Raw genomic sequence first — 17,589 nt, 5'->3', positions numbered from 1 at the left:
CGGCGTGCAGCACGCCGGGGCACCGTGACGCTGCGGCTAGAGCGCCGCGCCGATCAGCAGGAACGCGAACGACCCGGCCACGAGGATCGCGACCAGGGGCAGGACCCAGCGGATGTAGCGACCGTAGGGCACCTTCGCCAGCGACAGCCCGCCCATGACGATCGCGGACGTCGGCGTCACGAGCGCCACGACGCCGACGGCGCACTGGAACGCCGTCACCACGAGGTCGCGTCCGACGCCGGCGAAGTCCGCGAGCGGAGCGAGCACGGGCATGGAGAGCGTCGCGAGCCCCGACGAGCTCGGGACGAGGAACGACATCGGGATGTTCACCAGGAACACCAGGATGCCGAACAGCCCGGAGCCCGCGCCCTGCACCGCGTCCTCGAGGGAGTGCAGCACGGTGTCGGTGATGACCGCGTTGTGCATGATCACGGTGATCCCGCGTGCGAGGACGATGACGAGCGCCGCGCCGAGGAACTCGGACGCCCCGGCCAGCACCGACTGCACGAGCGCCTCGCCGCGCATCCGTCCGACGAGCCCGACGGCGATGGACATCACCAGGAACAGGGCGGTCAGCTCGGGGAAGTACCAGTCGAGCTGCCACGCGTAGGACGCCGCCTCCGGGCCGGAGATGACCTGCGCCCAGGGCACGAGGGCGAACACCATGAACACGAACGTGGCGGCGAACAGCGCCATGACGACCTTCTGGCGCCCGGTCATCGACAGCGCGTGCTCGTCCAGCCCGGCGGCCACCTCGGCGTCCTCCTGGCTGATCCCGACGACGGAGCGGGACGGGTCCCGCCGGACGCGGACGGAGTAGCGGACGACGTACGCGATCGCGAGCCCGCCGAGCACCACGAGCATGAGCGCCCGCAGGCCGATGCCCTGGCCGATGGGGATGCCGGCCGCGTCGGACGCGGCGCCCACCATGAAGGGGTTGACGGTCGAGGCCATGTTGCCGACGACGGAGCCGACGAGCACGACGCCGACGGCGGTCATCCGGTCGAAGCCCAGGCTGAGCAGGAGCGGGACGAGGATCGCGTAGAAGCCCAGCGTCTCCTCGCCCAGCCCGAACGTCGAGCCGCCGAGGGTGATGAGCACCATCAGGGCGACGATGACCAGCGCGCCGCGGCCGCGGAACCGGCCGGCGACGCGCCCGATGCCCGCGTCGATCGCGCCGGTCCGCGTGGTCGTCACGATGAACGCGCCGATGGCGAGGACGAACAGGAACACCCCGGCGGCGCCGAACAGGCCGCCCTGCTCGTTCGGGCCCACGGCCCCGGACGTCGCGCTCTCGACGCCGTACAGCCCGTTCACGGGTGCCTGGAAGAGGTCCATCAGGCGCTCGCCGAACGTGGCCGCGGTGTCGACGTGGTGGTAGGAGCCGGGGACGGTGGCGCCGTCGACCACGTCGTACTGGCCGGACGGGATCACGAACCCGAGCGCCCACACGACGACGCTCAGCCCGAGCAGGATCGTGTAGGTGTTCGGCAGGGTGAACCGCCGCCTGCGGGGCGGCGTGGTGGTGGTGTCGTCGGCGGTGGCCGGCGGGGCCGTCTGCGTCATCGCGGGGCCTTTCGGTGGGTGCGGGAGGGGAGGGACGGACGTCACGGGAGCAGGGCCGCGCGCGCCAGGCGCACGGCTCCTGCGACGGGCGGGGCCTGCAGCAGCTGGACGCGCGCGGGGACGCCGCGCTCGGCCAGGCCGCGGTCGAGCGCCGCGCGCAGGGAGGGCTGGGCGGTGATGACGCCACCGGCGGCGACCAGCTCGGTGCCCAGCGCGCCGCGGGACACCACGCGGGCCACGAGGTCCGCGAGGGCTGCGCCCGCGTCGTCGACGAGCCCGGCAGCGAGGGCGGAGCCGGCCGCCTGCGCGTCGAAGACGAGCCCGGCGTGGGCGGACCACGAGGCGGGGTCGCCCGACAGGAGCTGCCCGGGCAGGTCGAGCACGTGGTCGACGCCGAGGGCGCCGCACAGCAGCGCGGGGAGCGGGTCGCCGGAGCCGTCCTCGACGGCCCGCAGGCTGGCGCGCACGGCCTCGCGGACGATCCCGGAGGCGCCGCCCTCGTCGCCGACCAGCCAGCCCCAGCCGCCCGCGTGCACCCGGTCGCCGGAGGGGGTCCGCCCGACGGCCACGGAGCCGGTGCCGGCGATGAGCCCGACCGCGGTCGGCCGGTCGGCCGCCGGGGCGACCAGCTCGGCGTCGTTCACGACGACGCACCGCACGCCGGGGAGGTGACCGGCGAGGTGCCGCTGGAGCTCCTCGCTCTCCTCGACCAGGTCGCAGCCGTGGGCGCCGACGCCCACCGCGGCGAGGACGCGCGGTCCGCCCAGGGGAGCGACGCGCTCGAGCAGGGCGGCCGCCGTCCGGGCGCCCTTGTCCGCGAAGGACGCGCCACGCCAGCCGGTCGTCGCCTCGGTCACGTCGACGAGCACCTCACCCGCCGACGTCTCGACCACGGTGCGCGTCTTGGTCCCGCCGACGTCGATGCCGGCGACCAGCGCGGTCACCGGCCCGCCTCCGCGTCCTGGCCGGTCTCCGGCAGCTTCGTGTCGACGCGCGCGAGCGTGCCGGCGTCGACGTCGGTGCCGAGGGCGTCCGCGAGGTCGAGGGCGAGCAGCTGGAGCACCGCCACCTCGGTCACGACGGCCGCGAGCGGGGGCAGGGACGGCACCGCGGCGACGTGCACGCCGGCGCCCGGCGGCGCGTCCTCGTCGGTGACCAGCAGGACCGGCACCCCGTAGGCGGCGAGCTGGTCGGCGAGCGCGGCCTCGCGCGCCCCGCCCACCAGGACGTGGGCCGTGCCGCCGACCGCGTCGGTGAGCCCGTGCAGGTAGGTGCGCGTCCCGGTCCCGAGGGAGGCGACCTTGGGGCCCTCCCGCAGCAGCAGGGCGCCCTGCTCGGCGGCCCCGACGCTGGCGGGGCGACCGGCGACGTCGACGCAGCCGGCCGTCGCGGCGCGCGCCGCGAAGTCCGCGACCGCGGCCCGGGTGCGCCCGTCGTCGAGCACGGCGTCCAGCAGCTCGGGAAGCCGCTGCCACACCGGCGTCACGGCGCCCGCGACGCGGCGCTCGACGAGCATCCCGAGAGCGACCGCGGTCGCGGCGACGGCGACCGACGACATCCCGGAGTCCACCTGGCCGCCGAGCCCCAGCGTGCGACCGGCCGCGGCCTCCAGCGGCGAGCCCGGCTGGTTCACCACCGCGAGGCGGCGGTCGCGGTCGACGACGCCGAGCGCCTCGACGGTCTCGGGGCTGCGCCCGGACTGGGACACCGCCAGGGCGAGGTCGACGGGCAGCGCCGTGCCGGCGGGCAGGTCCTCGCCGGTCGACCGGACGGCGAGCACGCCCGCCCGGCGGAGCTCGGTGACGGGCGCGGCGAGGACCGCGTGGGAGGCGCCGATGCCGACCAGCAGCGCACTGCCCGTGGCGGCGTCCAGGACGTCGGGGTGCTCCGTCAGCCAGTCCCGCGTCCGGGCGGACGTCCCGGCGACGGCCGCGGGCTGGGCGCGGACCCCGTCGCGGAACGGGAGGAGGATCTCGTGCGGCGCCATCGCTCTCGCACCTCTCAGTTAGTAAACTTGCCTTACGAAGCACGGACCGTAGCGGCCCGAGCGGGGTCGGGACAACTGCCTCCGCGCCTCGGTCGGCGGAGCACGGGCATGAGCACGCGCGGCGCGGTCAAGGAGCGCGATGCTCGCCCGTCGGGTCGGCGCGCGGCAGGCACGGTCGCGGGCGACGAAGCTTGACCGGTGCGGGTCGTTGTCGCTCGTGTATGGTCAAGGAAGGGCTCATGGTCAAGGAGGTGCGGTGAATCGGCGCGCGTGGCCCGACTTCTTCGTGGCGGACGGGACCGATCCGGCCGTCCTGAGCCGGGCGGTGCGCCGGGGCACCCTGCTCCGGCTCGCCCGCGGCGTGTACTCCGGCCGCACCGACCGCGACCCCGCCGAGCTCGTCCGCGAGGAGTGGCCGCGGCTCCTCGAGGTCGTGCTGCCGGGCGGGGTGCTGCTCGGGGCGGCCGCCCGGACGCTCGCCGACCTCGCCGACGCCGACCGTGCGCTCGTGCCGCTGCCGCCCGCGCTGACGGTGGTCGAGGTGCGCCACGCCCGCCGGACCACCGTGCGCCTGCCGGGCCTGGAGGTCCGGAGCCTGCCGGGCGCGGAGCCCGACGCGGTGCGGACGTTGGCACCCGGTGTGGTCGTCGAGGTCGCGGGGCCGGCACGCGACGACGTCGGACCGCCCGCCGAGGGGCCCGTTCCGGGCGCCCGCGAGGACGCCTCCGCGGACCCCGCGCCCGCGCGGCCGTCGGCGTTCGACGACGCCCCTGCCGCGCCCGGCCGGGCGCTGTCCGCGACCGGCCGCCTGGTCGGTCTCGCCCTGGTCCGGGGTGGCGAGGCCACCCGCCCCGAGCTCGGTCGCCGGCTCGGTCTGTCCAAGCCCACGGTGTCCACCGCCGTCGCGGAGCTCGAGGACGCCGGCCTCGTCCGGCGCCTCCCCGCGCGCACGGGCGCGACCGGGCGCTCCGCCGCGGTCTACGAGATCGCGCCGTCGGCGGGGTGGACGCTGGGGATCGACCTCGGGAACACCCAGATCCGCCTGGCCGCCCGCGGCCTCGGGGAGCGCGCGCTGGCCGAGCGGCGCAGCGTCCTCGACGCCGCGGGCACCGTCGAGGACCTGCTGCGGGACGCCGCCGACGGGGTGGCGCAGCTCGTCGACGAGCTCCGCGGTGCCGGGCCGCTGCGGTCGATCGCGATCGCCCTGCCCAAGCCGGTCCGCGCCGACCACCGCCTGACGGGTCGCGAGGGGCCGTCGCTGGGCGGTCTCGCCGCCGAGGAGGTCGTGGCCCGGCTGAGGCTCCCGCACGGGGTGCGCGTGCTCGCCGAGAACAACGTGAACTGCGCCGTGCTCGCCGAGGTCGACCGGGGCGTGGCCCAGGGAAGGCGGGACGTCGTGCTGCTCCAGGTCGGAGAGCGGATCGGTGCGGGCGTGGTGGTCGACGGCGTCCTGGTGCACGGTGCCCGGGGCGGCGCGGGGGAGCTCGCGGACGTCCCGTTCCCCTGGGCGCCGGGGGTGGCGCCGCAGGAGCTCGGGCTGCAGCAGCACCTGGGGGCGGCCGCCCTCGTGCGGCGGTGGCGCCCGGGCGACGGCGAGGGGGCGCCCGCGGCGAGGATCGCCGGGCTGCTCGCCGGCGCCGACGCCGGCGACCCCGCCGCGGTGCGCGCGCTGCGGGAGCACTCGGTCGAGATCGCCCGGCTCGCGCTGACGCTCGTGTCGGTGCTCGACCCGGAGATGGTCGTCCTCGGTGGTGCCATCGGCGAGCACCCGCTCGTCGCCCGCTGGGTGCGCGCCGAGGTCGCGGCGTCCGCCCCGCACACCGAGATCGTCCCGGGCGCGTTCGCCGGGGCCGCCACGGTGGAGGGCGCGACGACGCTCGCCGGCCGCGCGGCGCTCGGCGCCCTCTTCGGCGACCCGCACGCGCGCAGCCGGGAGCCGTCCCTCCCGTCGGTTCCCTGACGGCCCGTCAGCCCGTCACACCACGATGTCCCGTCCGTGGGCCGTGAGCGCCCAGATCACGAAGACGTCCAGGGCGATGACCACGAGGCCCCACACCGGGTAGTACGGCAGCCACGCGAAGTTCACGACGATGCTGAGCCCCGCGACGAGCACGCCGACCGTCCGCGCCCACACGGCGCCGGTGAACACGAACACCCCGGCCAGGGCCACGACGATGCCCAGCAGCAGGTGCGCCCAGCCCCAGGTGGTCACGTCGAACGAGAACACCCACTCCTGCCCGACCACGTAGAAGGTGTCGTTGATCAGGGCGACGAAGCCCTGGATCGCGTGGAGCACGCCGATCACGATCATGACCGTCCCGGCGAAGACGGTGAAGCCCACCGCTGCGGTGCTGCGGGTCTCGCTCATGGGGACCTCTCCTCTCGTCGTGCCTGTCGGTGGAGCCCGCCTCGACGCTAGGAGCCGGTGCGGACGCGCGGCATCACCCGTTGCGGATGGGTACGGGCGCGGGGCCTGGGCGCGGGCGCCGCGCGGCGGTAGCCTCGCGAGGACCAGGCAGTCGGCGGACGGAGCGGTCCCGTGAGCGCATGGCAGAGGTCCCAGCCCGTCGCCGGTCGGGCCCGGGTCGTGCGGGCGGCGGCTGCCACCGCGCTGCTCGGCACCGTGGCGGGCGCGCTGGTGGCGTGCGGCAGCGACGATCCCGGGTCGTCGGGCACCGAGGTGACAGAGGGCACGACGGCCACCGCCACCGCCGGGGGAGAGCTGGAGCTCACCGCGGGGTCCTCCGCGCTCGGCCTGCCGCCCGGCGCCGGGGAGCAGCCCGCCGACGCGGTCGCCGGCGCGGCGCGCACCACCGACGACACCCTGCTGTACGTCGTGACGTTCGGGTCGAGCACCTGCCCGCACGTCGCGGACGCCACGGCCGGGGCCGCCGGGACCGGCGCGGTGGAGGTGACGATCCCGGAGCAGGGGGACGACCCCTGCACCGCCGACTACGTCCCGTCGACCACGGTGGTCGCCCTGCCGGAGTCGGTGGACGCGGCGAGCGACCTCACCGTGGCGATCGGGACGTGGGGCGAGGTGACGCTGCCTCCCGGGTCCCAGGACGTGGTGTGGGCCATGGCGGAGGGCTGAGGCCGGTCGCGTCGGGGCGTCCGCCAGCACGTCGCCGCTGACGGCGCGCGGTCCGGGACGACGCGCCGGCGTGCGTCCACAGGGCGTCGTCCCGGAGTCCGCCAGGGTCGGGGGCGGCCGCTACAGTCGGCAGCTCAGCCGCGCTCACCCGCCCCCGACCAGGAGCACCACCCATGAGCGCACCCTCCGCCCCCACCGGGGCGGCACCCAGCACGCTGCCCGACGACCTCCCCCCGACCGGGGACACCGGCGACACGGTCCCGGCCGGCCGCCGACGTCCGACGACCCGCAGCCGGCGCCTGACCGGCGCCCTGGTCGCGGTGGCGGTCCTCGTCGCCGGGATCGGGGTGGCCCAGCACCGGTCGGCCGCCGCCGCGGAGCGCGAGGCGGCCGCGGCGCTCGCCGACCTCGGTCGCGCCGGGCGCGAGCTCCGCGCCGCCCGGTACGCCGGGCGTGACGCGCTCGCCGCCGCCGCGCACCGCGTCGCCGACAACGCCGTCCGCGAGGACCTCGCCGGCCTGCTGGTGGCCCTGCCCGCCGCGACCGTTCCGCCGGGCGACCCGGCGGCGGCGCGCACGGCGTCCGCCCGCGCGCAAGCTGCAGCCGCGGTCGAACGGACCGGGCTGCTGACGGCCGCGACCCGCGCCGTGCGGCGGGCGCAGGCGGAGTGGGAGCTCGCCCGGGCGACCGCCGACCACGCCGGCGCGCTCGCAGCGTTGGACGCCGCCCTGCACGAGGGTGCGGCGGCGCTCGCCGCCTCGGCGGGCCGGGTGCCGGACGAGGCCCCCCGGCAGGCGCTCGCCGCGGCGATCGACGCCGCCACGGCCGACCGGGACGCACCCGTCCCGGTCGACGTCGAGGCGCTCGGGCGCGCCGCCGCGCAGGCCGCCGCCCACACCGAGGCGCTCGCGGTCGCCCGTGCCGCCCTCGCGGCCGCGGAGGCGACCTGGCAGGCGGAGCAGGACCGGATCGCGGCCGAGGCCGCCGCCGCGAGGCGGAGGAGCGCGTCCGGGTCGTCCGGAGGTGCGACCTCCGTGCGCGGCCGTGTCGGCGTGCCACCCAGCGCGCCGGGCTCGCGCACCGCCCCCGCCACTCCGACCGCACCCGGCACGACCTGGTCGCCGGGCGACCCGCTGCCGGAGGGCTGGACCGTCGTCACCGAGACCGAGGGCGGCGGCTGGTGCGGCGACGAGCACGGCAACGTGTGGGACTGCTGAGCGTGGCCCGCCCGGCGAAGGGGGCGCCCGTGACCTGACCCCGGCGCAGACCCCGCAGAAGAGGGGTCCGGTGCGCGAACACCGGACCCCTCGCGCCCGCTCGACAGTTCCTCTGGAGACCTGACATGCAAGCACGGCCATCTTGGCACGCCCGCCGAGCGACCTCCGCTCTGCTGGCCGGGACGCTCGCGGCCGGGGCGACCACCGCCCTGGTCCTCGCGCCCGAACCCCCGCCCGCCACCGCGGCGATCCCCGCGGCCGGCATCACCATCACGCCCGCCGGCTACGGCCCGGTGCACCTCGGACCCATCGACGGACCGTCCGGGGCCGAGGAGCACGGGTACTGCCTGCAGGCCCGGCTGCCCGCGTCGGGGCCGTCGGACGTCCCGCTGTCGGTGACCGCCGTGGACGACGCCCCGCTCGCCGCGGCGCTCGCCCGGCACCGGTACGCCGCCGACGACCTCACCCAGGCGGCCCTCGGCTACGCGGCGCACCAGCGCCAGGAGCGCCCCGGCGGCATGGCCGGCGGCGTGGTCGAGTCGGTGAAGCTGCTGATCGCCGCCGCGACACCGCAGGCCGTCAAGGACCGCGCAGCCGCGCTCCTGAACCAGGCCGCGGCCGAGGCCGGGCCCTACGCCGCGACCGCCGGCACGGTGACCGGCCAGGGCCGTCGCACCGGCGCCATCCGCGGCATCGTGCTGCGGTCGGCCGCCGGGCAGCCGGTCGTCGGAGCGCCGTTCACGGTGACGCTGTCGGGCCCGGCGGTGCTCGACGCCTCGGGCGGCAGCACGTTCCGCGGCACCACGGGCAGCGCGCCGGTGGACCTGACCTGGACCGCCACCGGCAACGGGGACGTGAGCTACCGCGTGGTGTTCGACGACGCGTGGCGCACGACGGTCACGGTGTTCGACGTGGGCGGCGGCCGTCAGGACCAGCTCAGCTACGGCAACCGCCCCGGTCACGACCCCAGCCAGATCGTCGAGGACGGTCCCGTGTTCCCCGTCGTGAAGGACTTCCGGCCGCGGGCCACGACCACCGTGCAGGACGTGCGGGTGCAGGACGGCGACCCCCTGGTCGACCGTCTGGAGTTCAGCGCGGCGCCCGGCGACGTGTGGGTGGACCTGGACGGCGACCCCGTGGACGTCCCGGCGGACGTCACCTGGTACGGGCCGTTCCTCCAGCCGCAGGCCCAGGCGGCGGTGCCGCCAGCGGGTGCGCCCGTGGCCGGCGTCGAGCGCGTCGTCGCCGACGGGCCGGGCGGCGTCGTGACCCCCGGCACGGTGCGGGCGACCGGCGACGGCTTCTACACCGCCGTCGTCACGATCCGGAAGGCCGACGCGGGGCCGTTCGCCGAGTACATCCGCGAGGACTTCGCGGCGCCGTACTTCGAGGAGGCCGAGACGGCGGTCAACCGGTTCGAGCTGAAGCACGAGTCGCAGGCCCGCGAGTTCAACGTGGTGCCCGGTGGCCGCGCGTTCGACCGGATCACGGTCACGGGATACCCCGAGGACCACGGCGAGTTCGGCGGTCTGGGCCGGTGGGGCGCCGACCTCGGCCAGGCGACCGTCACGGTGCACGGGCCGCTGGCGCAGCTGCCGACGACCGCGGAGGTCCCGCCGGGCACACCCGTGCTCTGGACCGGCACGGTCGACGCCGCGAACGGCGTGTACGAGGTGGGCTACGAGGACCCGATCGTGGTGCCCGCCACCGCCACCCACCCCGGCGGCGACTACTACGTGTTCGTGTACTCCTTCGCCGGCGACGACCGCGTGGAGCCGTTCGTGAGCAGGTTCGACGACGTGCGGGAGGCGTTCTACGTGCCGGGCGACCCGGTCGTGGTCGTCCCGCCGACGGTCGTCACCCGGGCGCAGGAGCAGGCCGCGCCGGGCGAGACGATCCACGACCTGGCCCTCGTGACCGGCACCACGGCGGACGGCGACCACCTGGTGTTCGAGGCGTTCGGACCGCAGGACCCGGCCGCGGCGCCCCGGTGCGACGACACGACGTCGCTCTGGGTCTCCGACCCGGTGCCGGTCGCCCGTCCCGGGCTGTACGAGTCGGGCACCACGCCGGCGCCCGACCGGCCGGGCCGCGTGTACTGGGTGGAGACGCTGATCGGGGGAGACGGTGCGGTCAAGCACCGCGGGGAGTGCGGGATCCCGTCCGAGACGACGACGGTCACCGACGGGTTCACGGTCCGCACGACCGCGACGGCGGCGCAGGACCGCCCGGTCGCCGGCGTCGAGCTGTGGGACGTCGTGACCGTCACCGGGACGCCGCCCGCCGGGGCGGTGACCGTCGTGGACCTGTTCGCGGCCTCCCCGGGGCAGGAGCTCGTGTGCGACGAGCCGGTGTGGACGTCCGCGCCCCTCGCGTTGTCGGAGGGCGCGGGCGAGTACGCGACGGACCGGTACGTCGCGGGCGAGCCGGGCACGTACGGGTTCGTCGAGCGCACCAGCACCGCGGACGGCGAGCCGCTGTCCGCGGGGCGCTGCGGCGAGCCGTCCGAGACCCTGACGGTCGCCGCTCCCGAGCCGGTCGCGCCGGAGTCCCCGCTCGCCGTCACGGGCGCCGACGTGGGTCGGTGGCTCGCCACCGCGGTGGTGCTGGTGGTCGCCGGGGCGGTGGTCGTCGGGTACCGGGCACGGGTGCGGCGGGCGCTCGACGCTGCCGGCGATCCGGGTGAGGCCGGACCGTGGGACCGGATCAGCGGTGCGTGACGTGACCGCTGGACGGGCGGGGGTGGCGCCGCGCGTGGCCGCCACCCCTGCCCGGGGTCCCCGGCCCGGGCTCCCGCCCGGGGCGCCTGCCCGAGGCTCGTGCCCAGGTCGGGCACCCCGTCCCGACTACGATCGCCGGCAGGCACCTGGGCACCTGGGCACCTGGCACCTGGGCACCTGGGCGCCGGGCACGTGGGCGGCGCTTGGGCACGTCGACGGTGGCGACGCCGGGCCGGGCGCCGACGACTCGGAGGGGATGGACGGATGAGCCGGGGTCGGCTGCGGGTGCTGCTGGGTGCCGCGCCGGGGGTGGGCAAGACGTTCGCGATGCTCGAGGCGGGCCGTGACATGGTCCGTGACGGCAAGGACGTGGTGGTCGCGGTGGTGGAGACCCACGGGCGGGCGGCCACGGCGGCGCTGCTGGACGGGCTGGAGGTCGTGCCGCGGGCGCAGGTCGAGCACCGCGGGGTGCGGCTGTCGGAGATGGACCTGGACGCGGTGCTGGCGCGCCGGCCGAAGGTGGCGCTGGTGGACGAGCTGGCGCACACGAACGCGCCGGGGTCCCGGCACGCCAAGCGCTGGCAGGACGTCGCGGAGCTGCTGGACGCGGGGATCCACGTGGTGAGCACGGTGAACGTCCAACACGTCGAGTCCCTGAACGACGTGGTGCGCACGATCACGGGGGTGCCGCAGCGCGAGACGGTGCCGGACGGGGTGCTGCGGGCGGCGGACGACGTGGAGCTGGTGGACCTGGCGCCGCAGTCGCTGCGGGACCGGTTGGCGGAGGGCAACGTGTACCCGGCCGAGCGGGTGGACGCGGCGTTGTCGAACTACTTCCGGCTGGGGAACCTCACGGCGCTGCGGGAGCTGGCGCTGCTGTGGCTGGCGGACGAGGTGGACTCGGCGTTGCGGACCTACCGGGCCGAGCATGCGATCGACGCTCCGTGGGAGGCCCGCGAGCGGGTCGTGGTGGCGCTGACCGGTGGCCCGGAGGGGGAGACGCTGCTGCGCCGGGGGGCGCGGATCGCGGCGCGGTCGGCGGGCGGGGAGCTGCTGGGCGTGCACGTCAGCGCCCAGAGCGGCCTGCGGGACGCGAACCCCGGCGCCCTGGCGGCGCAGGCCGCGCTGGTCGAGCAGCTCGGCGGGACCTACCACCAGGTGGTGGGGGACGACGTGCCCCGCACGCTGGTCGAGTTCGCGCGGACCGTCGACGCCACCCAGCTCGTCATCGGCATCAGCCGCCGCAGCCGGCTCGCCGCCGCCCTCAGCGGACCGGGTATCGGCGCGACCGTCATCCGGCAGGCCGGTCCCATCGACGTGCACATCGTCAACCACGCCGCCGCGGGCGGCCGGTTCGCCCTGCCCGGAGTCGGCGGGGCGCTGACGACCCGGCGCCGCGTGCTCGGCCTCGTGCTGTGCCTGACGCTGGGCCCGCTGCTCACCTGGCTGCTGGAGGCGACGCGGACCGGGACGTCCCTGGTCGGCGACGTGCTGACGTACCAGCTGCTGGTGGTGGTGGTCGCGCTGGTGGGCGGGTTCTGGCCGTCCCTGCTCACCGCCGTGCTGTCCGGGTTGAGCCTCGACTACTTCTTCATCGAGCCGGTGCGCACCGTGACCGTGGCGGAGCCGCGGCACGTCCTCGCGCTGGCGCTGTACGTCGCGAACGCGGTGCTCGTCAGCGCGGTCGTCGACGTCGCCGCGCGCCGGAGCCGGGTGGCGCAGCGGGCGCGCGCCGAGTCCGAGCTCATGCTGGCCGTCGCGGGTGGCGTGCTGCGCGGGCAGGACGCGCTCGCGAGCCTGATCGACCGCGCACGCGAGGCGTTCGGCCTCGCCGGCGTGCGGCTGCGGGCGGGGGACGAGGTGCTCGCGGAGTCCGGCACGGTGCGACCGGGAGCGACCGTGGTGGCGGTGGACGAGGACGCCGTGCTCGACCTCGACGCCGGAGAGCCCCGCCCCGACGCCCGCGCGGCCGACCTCGACGGCGCCGGCAACCGGCTGCTGGGCGTGGTCGTCACCCAGGTCGCGGCCGCACTCGAGCACCAGCGGCTGTCCCGGACGGCCGACGCCATCGGCCCGCTGCTGGAGACCGACCAGGTGCGCAGCGCGCTGCTGTCCGCCGTCAGCCACGACCTGCGCCGGCCGCTCACCGCCGCGACCACCGCCGTCGGCAGCCTCCGCTCGCGGGACGTCGACTGGTCGTCCGCCGACCGGGAGGAGCTGCTGGCCACCGCCCAGGAGAGCCTCGCGACCCTGACCAGCCTGGTGACGGACCTGCTGGACGTCAGCCGCCTGCAGGCCGGGGTGCTGGGGGTGTCGACCCGGCCGACCGACGTGGACGAGGTGATCCTCCCGGCGCTGGACGAGCTCGGTCTCGGGCCGGACGACGTCCACCTGGAGCTGGACCCCGCGCTGCCGCCCGTGCAGGCCGACCCCGCGCTGCTCCGCCGCGTCCTCGTCAACGTGCTGGCCAACGCGGTGCACGCCAGCCCGCACGGCAGGCCGTCACGCGTGCAGACCAGCGCCTTCGCCGACCGGGTCGAGATCCGGGTGGTGGACCACGGCCGCGGCGTGCCGCCGGAGCGCCGGGCCGACCTCTTCGTGCCGTTCCAGCGGCTCGGCGACACGGACAACGCCACCGGGCTGGGGCTGGGGCTGGCGCTGTCTCGCGGCTTCACCGAGGGCATGGGCGGGACGCTCACGCCCGAGGACACGCCCGGCGGGGGACTGACCATGGTGATCGCCCTGCGCACCAGCGCGGCGGCGGCGCCGACGGGGGCGGCGGGCGCGTGAAGATCCTCATCGCCGACGACGACCCGCAGATCCTCCGGGCGCTGCGGATCACCCTGCGCGCCCGCGGCTACGAGGTGCTGACCGCCACCGACGGCACCGCGGCGCTGAACCAGGCGATCGAGCACAAGCCGGACCTGTACCTCCTCGACCTCGGCATGCCCCGGCTCGACGGGGTGGAGGTCATCCACGGCCTGCGCGGCTGGACCACCGCGCCGATCCTCGTGCTGTCCGGGCGCACCGGCTCGGCCGACAAGGTCGACGCGCTCGACGCCGGCGCCGACGACTACGTGACCAAGCCGTTCGGCGTGGACGAGCTGCTCGCCCGCATCCGTGCGCTGACCCGCCGGGTGCCGGGCCAGGACGCCGAGCCGCTGGTCCGGATCGGTGACGTCACGGTGGACCTCTCCGCGACCACCGTCACCCGCGACGGCACCCCCCGCGAGGCGGTGCGGCTCACCCCGACGGAGTGGCGGATCCTCGAGATCCTCGTGCGGAACGCCGGCCGGCTCGTCACCCGGCAGACGCTGCTGTCCGACATCTGGGGCTCGGAGCACGTCACCGACACCGGGTACCTGCGGCTGTACCTGTCGCAGCTGCGCAAGAAGCTCGAGCCCGACCCCGCCGCCCCGCGCTACCTGCTGACCGAGCCGGGCATGGGGTACCGCTTCGACCCGGCGGGCGGGGGTGACGGTGCCGGATCGTCTCCGGAGTCGCGCTGACCGGCGTGGACGTGCCCGCGCACCGGCCGGCCCGTCCACCATGTGAACGCGCACATCTGTGACCTGCGGATCTGTCCGCTCTCTGGTGGTACTTGCCGTTCTGTCCGATTTCTGTATAGTTCTCGGTGTTGAGCGACAAACGGCAAACCCGCTGCAAGGCGGGGACGCAAAGCCACGGGGCCCTCTGGGCCAGCCGGGCTACCGAACCGACAAGGAGTCATCATGACGTTCCCCCTCCAGGCCCAGCTCCCGACGCAGGCCACCTCCTCCTCGCTGCTCACCCCGGGTGAGGTCGCGGTCATGTTCCGGGTCGACCCGAAGACGGTCACCCGCTGGGCCCAGGCGGGCAAGCTCTCCGCGGTCCGCACCCTCGGCGGCCACCGCCGGTTCCTCGAGTCCGAGGTCATGGAGCTGCTCGGCGCGGTCCCGACGCAGGCCGGCCGCTACTGAGCCACCCGAGACACCCGGAACGGGCCCCCGAGCACACGCTCGGGGGCCCGTTCCGCGTCCGGGGGCCCGAGCACGCAGGCACGTAGCCCCGCGGCCGCGAGGTCGACCGGTTGCGTCGACGGCGCGGGATCGACACCCTCGACCTGGCCCCGCGGACCCTCGACCTCGCCGCGAACCCTCGACCAAGCCGCGGACCCTCGACCTCGCCACGGACCCTCGACCAAGCCGCGAACCCTCGACCAAGCCGCGAACCCGCGCCGACCGGGACCGGATCGGACCGGGTCAGAGCGGGTCGAGGACCGTCGCCAGCACCGCGCGGCGCACGTCCGCCACGGGGCGGTCCGGCTGGAACGCGAGCCACTCCAGGCCGGCCACCAGCGTCGCGCCGAACATCGCCGCGGCGGTCAGGGACGGGTCGCGGTGCGGCCAGGACGCCTCCACCACCTCGGCGAACACGGCGAACGCCTCGTCCCGCACCTGACGGATCGAGTCCTGCCAGTCCCGCCCGGTCCGGAACACCTCGGCGACCAGCACCTTGGCGAAGTCGGGGTGCCCCTGGATCTGCGCGAGCAGCTCGTGCACGAGCGCCCCGACCGCATCCCGGCCGGTGCGGCCGGCCGCGGCTCCCCGCAGTGCGGCGGTGAGGGCGCGCTGCCCCTCGGTGAGCACCGTCTCGAACAGCGCGCCCTTGGACCCGAAGTTGTAGTAGACGCTGCCCTTGGCGACGCCCGCGCGCTCGGCGATGTCGTCCACCGACGTGGCCGAGAAGCCACGGTCGGCGATGAGGGCCACGGTCGCCTCGATGATCGCGCGGCGCGTGTCGCGGCGCCCGGTGCCCACGGGCGCGCCCGGGGCGGTGGCGGGGGAGGCGGCCGTCGACATGGGTCCCAGCCTCTCAGATCGACAGGGCGGGGTGCAGGCGCGACAGCGTCCACGTGCGCTGCCGCGCCGCCCGCCAGGACGTGATCGCGAGGGACCCGACGAGGAACGCCAGCAGCGCCGCGACCGACGACCACAGCCGCCCGTCGGTGCCGCCGGTCGTCAGCTCGCGCAGGCCCGTGATCGCGTAGGTCATGGGCAGGGCGGGGTGCAGGGCCTGGAAGAACGACGGCGTCGTCTCGACCGGGTAGGTGCCGCTGGCGGCCGTGAGCTGCAGCATGAGCAGCGCGATGATCGCGACCTTGCCGGCGGCCGACCCGAGCACCGCGGTGAGCATCTGCTGCACGGCCAGGAACGCCGCGGCGACCAGCACGGTGAACGCCAGCGTGCCGAGGGTCGTCGACATCCCCAGCCCGAGGCCGAAGTGCACGACCGCGAGCAGCACCACGACCTGCCCGACGCCGATGAGCAGCGCCGGCAGGTACCCGGCGAGGGCGATCCGCCAGCCGCGCGCCGGCGTCGCCAGCCCGCGCGGCGGCAGGGGCCGGAGCAGCAGCCACGTGATGAGCCCGCCGACGAAGAGCGCGAGCGGGATGAAGAACGGGGCGAAGCCCTCCCCGTACCCGTTCGCCGCGGCGACGTCGGTGCTGTCCATCCGGACGGGCGTGCTGAGCGCGTCGGCGCGCTGGGTGCGCGTCGCGTCGTCGTCGGCGGGGATCTGCCCGGCACCGTCCGCGAGGGAGCCCGCGAGCTCGTGGCTGCCGTCGCCGAGCTGGTCGGCGCCGTCGGCGACCTGAGTCGCCCCGGAGGCGAGGGTCGACGTGCCGGACGCGAGCGTGCCGGCCCCGTCGGCCAGGGTCTGCGCGCCGTCGTCGAGCGTCGCCGCGCCGGAGGCCAGCGTGCTCGACGCCGAGGCGAGCGAGGCCGCGCCCGAGGCGACCTGCGCGGTGCCCGAGGACAGCGTCTGCGCGCCGGTGGCGAGCTCGCCCGACTTCCCGGCGAGCGTGCCGAGCCCGGACGAGAGGGCGGCGGAGCCGTCGCGGACCCGGTGGGCGCCGTCGACGAGCGTCTGCAGCTGCTGCGCCGCCGCCTGCGCGGCGGCCGGCGTGCTCGGCAGACCGGCGTCGGCGATCGACTGGTCGAGCGCTCCGACCATGCGGTCGAGCACCGCGGCCGTCGCCGGGTCCGCGGTCGTGGCGAGCGCGTCGAGCTGGGACCGGAGCGCGGGCAGGCCCTGCGCGGCGGTGCTCAGCTGCGAGACGGTGCCGGCCAGCTGGTCGACGCCCGTGCTGACCTGACCGGCGCCGGTCGCCAGCGTCTGCGCGCTGGTGGCGGCAGACGCCGCACCGGTGGCGAGCTGCCCGGCCGCGGTCGCCAGCGCACCCGCACCCGCGGCCGCCGACCCGGCGCCGGACGACAGGGTGCCCGCCCCGCTCGCCAGCTGCCCCGCACCCGAGTCGAGCCGGCCCGCGCCGTCCGCGAGGTCGGCGGAGCCCGAGGCGAGCTGCTGCGCGCCGTCGGCCGCGGACGCGGCGCCGTCGGCCACCTGGTGGGCGCCGGCGGACAGGTCGCCGCTCGCCGCCGCGAGCGTGAGGGCGCCGTCGGACGCCTGGGCGAAGCCGTCGCGGGCCGAGCCGAGGCCGACGAGCACCTGGTCGACGGCCTGCTCGCCGATGGTCTCGGACACCGCGGCGCGGATCTGCGTCATGGCGCTGCGGCCGAGCGTCGAGGCGAGGTAGGAGTTGGCGTCGTTGTAGGTGACGTCGAGCTCCGCGGCGGTCGGGTCGTCACCGCCGGCGGACGCGACGTCGGCGGAGAAGTCCTCGGGGATGGTCACCGCGAAGTAGTAGGTGCCGTCGCGCACGCCGTCCGCGGCGGTGGTCGCGTCGACCTGGCGCCAGTCGAGCGCGCCGGAGTCGAGCAGCTCGGTGACGACGTCGTCGCCGGCGTGCAGGGCGTCGCCGTCGTCGGTGGTGCTGCCCTCGTCCGCGTTGACCAGCGCGACGGGGAGCCGGTCGAGGTTGCCGGTCGGGTCCCAGTAGGCCCACAGGTACAGCGCGCCGTACAGCAGCGGCACGGCGAGCATCGCGACGACGGCGAGCTTCGGCAGCAGGCCGCGGCGGAACCGGCGCAGCTCGGTGCCGGTGGACAGGAAGGAGAGCATCTC

The 17,589-nt window shown here is 76.4% G+C and carries 13 protein-coding genes and 1 riboswitch; of the genes, 7 read left to right on the top strand and 6 right to left on the bottom strand.

The features are described from left to right. Nucleotides 1-36 precede the first annotated feature (36 nt). Genes QNH85_RS05570 through QNH85_RS05560 form a run of 3 tightly spaced genes read right to left on the bottom strand, consistent with a single transcriptional unit; the run spans nt 37 to nt 3,553 of the window. Nucleotides 37-1,566 carry a YfcC family protein gene (locus QNH85_RS05570; RefSeq protein ID WP_282945239.1) on the bottom strand — a complete coding sequence of 510 codons (1,530 nt, stop codon included), beginning with the start codon at nt 1,564-1,566 and terminating at the stop codon, nt 37-39. Nucleotides 1,567-1,607: 41 nt separating this feature from the next. Beyond that, nucleotides 1,608-2,510, bottom strand: a complete 903-nt coding sequence (locus QNH85_RS05565; protein WP_282945238.1) for an N-acetylglucosamine kinase — start codon at nt 2,508-2,510, stop codon at nt 1,608-1,610. Beyond that, nucleotides 2,507-3,553 carry a hypothetical protein gene (locus tag QNH85_RS05560; RefSeq protein ID WP_282945237.1) on the bottom strand — a complete coding sequence of 349 codons (1,047 nt, stop codon included), beginning with the start codon at nt 3,551-3,553 and terminating at the stop codon, nt 2,507-2,509. The genes QNH85_RS05565 and QNH85_RS05560 overlap by 4 nt, the downstream gene beginning before the upstream one ends. A 256-nt stretch (nt 3,554-3,809) precedes the next feature. Here QNH85_RS05560 and QNH85_RS05555 point away from each other — a divergent pair, with 256 nt between their 5' ends. Next, complete coding sequence (locus QNH85_RS05555) at nt 3,810-5,513, top strand: ROK family protein (protein ID WP_282945235.1); 1,704 nt, start codon at nt 3,810-3,812, stop codon at nt 5,511-5,513. A gap of 15 nt (nt 5,514-5,528) precedes the next feature. On the opposite strand, the gene QNH85_RS05550 is transcribed toward QNH85_RS05555, so the two are convergent. Then, nucleotides 5,529-5,921, bottom strand: coding sequence for a DUF7144 family membrane protein (locus QNH85_RS05550; RefSeq protein WP_213283056.1), 393 nt, complete (start codon nt 5,919-5,921; stop codon nt 5,529-5,531). A 171-nt stretch (nt 5,922-6,092) separates the two neighbouring features. On the opposite strand from QNH85_RS05550, the gene QNH85_RS05545 reads away from it, so the two are divergent. The 6 genes from QNH85_RS05545 to QNH85_RS05520 all read left to right on the top strand — a co-directional run bounded on the left by QNH85_RS05545 (nt 6,093) and on the right by QNH85_RS05520 (nt 14,543). Beyond that, nucleotides 6,093-6,647, top strand: coding sequence for a hypothetical protein (locus QNH85_RS05545; RefSeq protein ID WP_282945234.1), 555 nt, complete (start codon nt 6,093-6,095; stop codon nt 6,645-6,647). Between the two features lie 173 nt (nt 6,648-6,820). Beyond that, nucleotides 6,821-7,864, top strand: a complete 1,044-nt coding sequence (locus QNH85_RS05540; RefSeq protein ID WP_282945232.1) for a hypothetical protein — start codon at nt 6,821-6,823, stop codon at nt 7,862-7,864. A 125-nt stretch (nt 7,865-7,989) separates the two neighbouring features. Continuing rightward, the gene (locus tag QNH85_RS05535) at nt 7,990-10,584 is read left to right on the top strand and encodes a hypothetical protein (protein ID WP_282945230.1); all 2,595 of its coding nucleotides are present in this window, start codon (nt 7,990-7,992) and stop codon (nt 10,582-10,584) included. 264 nt (nt 10,585-10,848) lie between these two features. Then, a complete protein-coding gene (locus tag QNH85_RS05530) occupies nt 10,849-13,374 on the top strand; it encodes a DUF4118 domain-containing protein (protein WP_282945228.1) in 2,526 nt (841 codons plus the stop codon). Next, nucleotides 13,371-14,093: a response regulator gene (locus QNH85_RS05525; RefSeq protein WP_282945227.1), complete on the top strand. Its 723-nt coding sequence runs from the start codon at nt 13,371-13,373 to the stop codon at nt 14,091-14,093. Before QNH85_RS05530 ends, QNH85_RS05525 begins: the two co-directional genes overlap by 4 nt. Nucleotides 14,094-14,224: 131 nt before the next feature. Beyond that, a riboswitch (cyclic di-GMP riboswitch) is annotated at nt 14,225-14,299 on the top strand. 16 nt (nt 14,300-14,315) lie between these two features. Then, nucleotides 14,316-14,543, top strand: coding sequence for a BldC family transcriptional regulator (locus tag QNH85_RS05520; protein ID WP_213283047.1), 228 nt, complete (start codon nt 14,316-14,318; stop codon nt 14,541-14,543). A gap of 282 nt (nt 14,544-14,825) precedes the next feature. On the opposite strand, the gene QNH85_RS05515 is transcribed toward QNH85_RS05520, so the two are convergent. Further along, complete coding sequence (locus QNH85_RS05515; RefSeq protein ID WP_282945224.1) at nt 14,826-15,425, bottom strand: TetR/AcrR family transcriptional regulator; 600 nt, start codon at nt 15,423-15,425, stop codon at nt 14,826-14,828. A gap of 13 nt (nt 15,426-15,438) precedes the next feature. Next, the gene (locus tag QNH85_RS05510) at nt 15,439-17,586 is read right to left on the bottom strand and encodes a YhgE/Pip domain-containing protein (protein WP_282945223.1); all 2,148 of its coding nucleotides are present in this window, start codon (nt 17,584-17,586) and stop codon (nt 15,439-15,441) included. Between the last annotated feature and the right edge of the window lie 3 nt (nt 17,587-17,589).

This window comes from Cellulomonas endometrii (assembly GCF_949769265.1).
Classification (GTDB): domain Bacteria; phylum Actinomycetota; class Actinomycetes; order Actinomycetales; family Cellulomonadaceae; genus Cellulomonas; species Cellulomonas endometrii.
Note: the sequence above shows the minus strand (reverse complement) of the source record. Positions and strands in the feature narration are given on the sequence as shown.

Coding starts and splice junctions, on each gene's coding strand:
- QNH85_RS05570 (WP_282945239.1), bottom strand. CDS start 1,566: ATGACGCAGACGGCCCCGCCGGCCACCGCCGACGACACCACCACCACG.
- QNH85_RS05560 (WP_282945237.1), bottom strand. CDS start 3,553: ATGGCGCCGCACGAGATCCTCCTCCCGTTCCGCGACGGGGTCCGCGCC.
- QNH85_RS05550 (WP_213283056.1), bottom strand. CDS start 5,921: ATGAGCGAGACCCGCAGCACCGCAGCGGTGGGCTTCACCGTCTTCGCC.
- QNH85_RS05540 (WP_282945232.1), top strand. CDS start 6,821: ATGAGCGCACCCTCCGCCCCCACCGGGGCGGCACCCAGCACGCTGCCC.
- QNH85_RS05535 (WP_282945230.1), top strand. CDS start 7,990: ATGCAAGCACGGCCATCTTGGCACGCCCGCCGAGCGACCTCCGCTCTG.
- QNH85_RS05530 (WP_282945228.1), top strand. CDS start 10,849: ATGAGCCGGGGTCGGCTGCGGGTGCTGCTGGGTGCCGCGCCGGGGGTG.
- QNH85_RS05520 (WP_213283047.1), top strand. CDS start 14,316: ATGACGTTCCCCCTCCAGGCCCAGCTCCCGACGCAGGCCACCTCCTCC.
- QNH85_RS05515 (WP_282945224.1), bottom strand. CDS start 15,425: ATGTCGACGGCCGCCTCCCCCGCCACCGCCCCGGGCGCGCCCGTGGGC.
- QNH85_RS05510 (WP_282945223.1), bottom strand. CDS start 17,586: ATGCTCTCCTTCCTGTCCACCGGCACCGAGCTGCGCCGGTTCCGCCGC.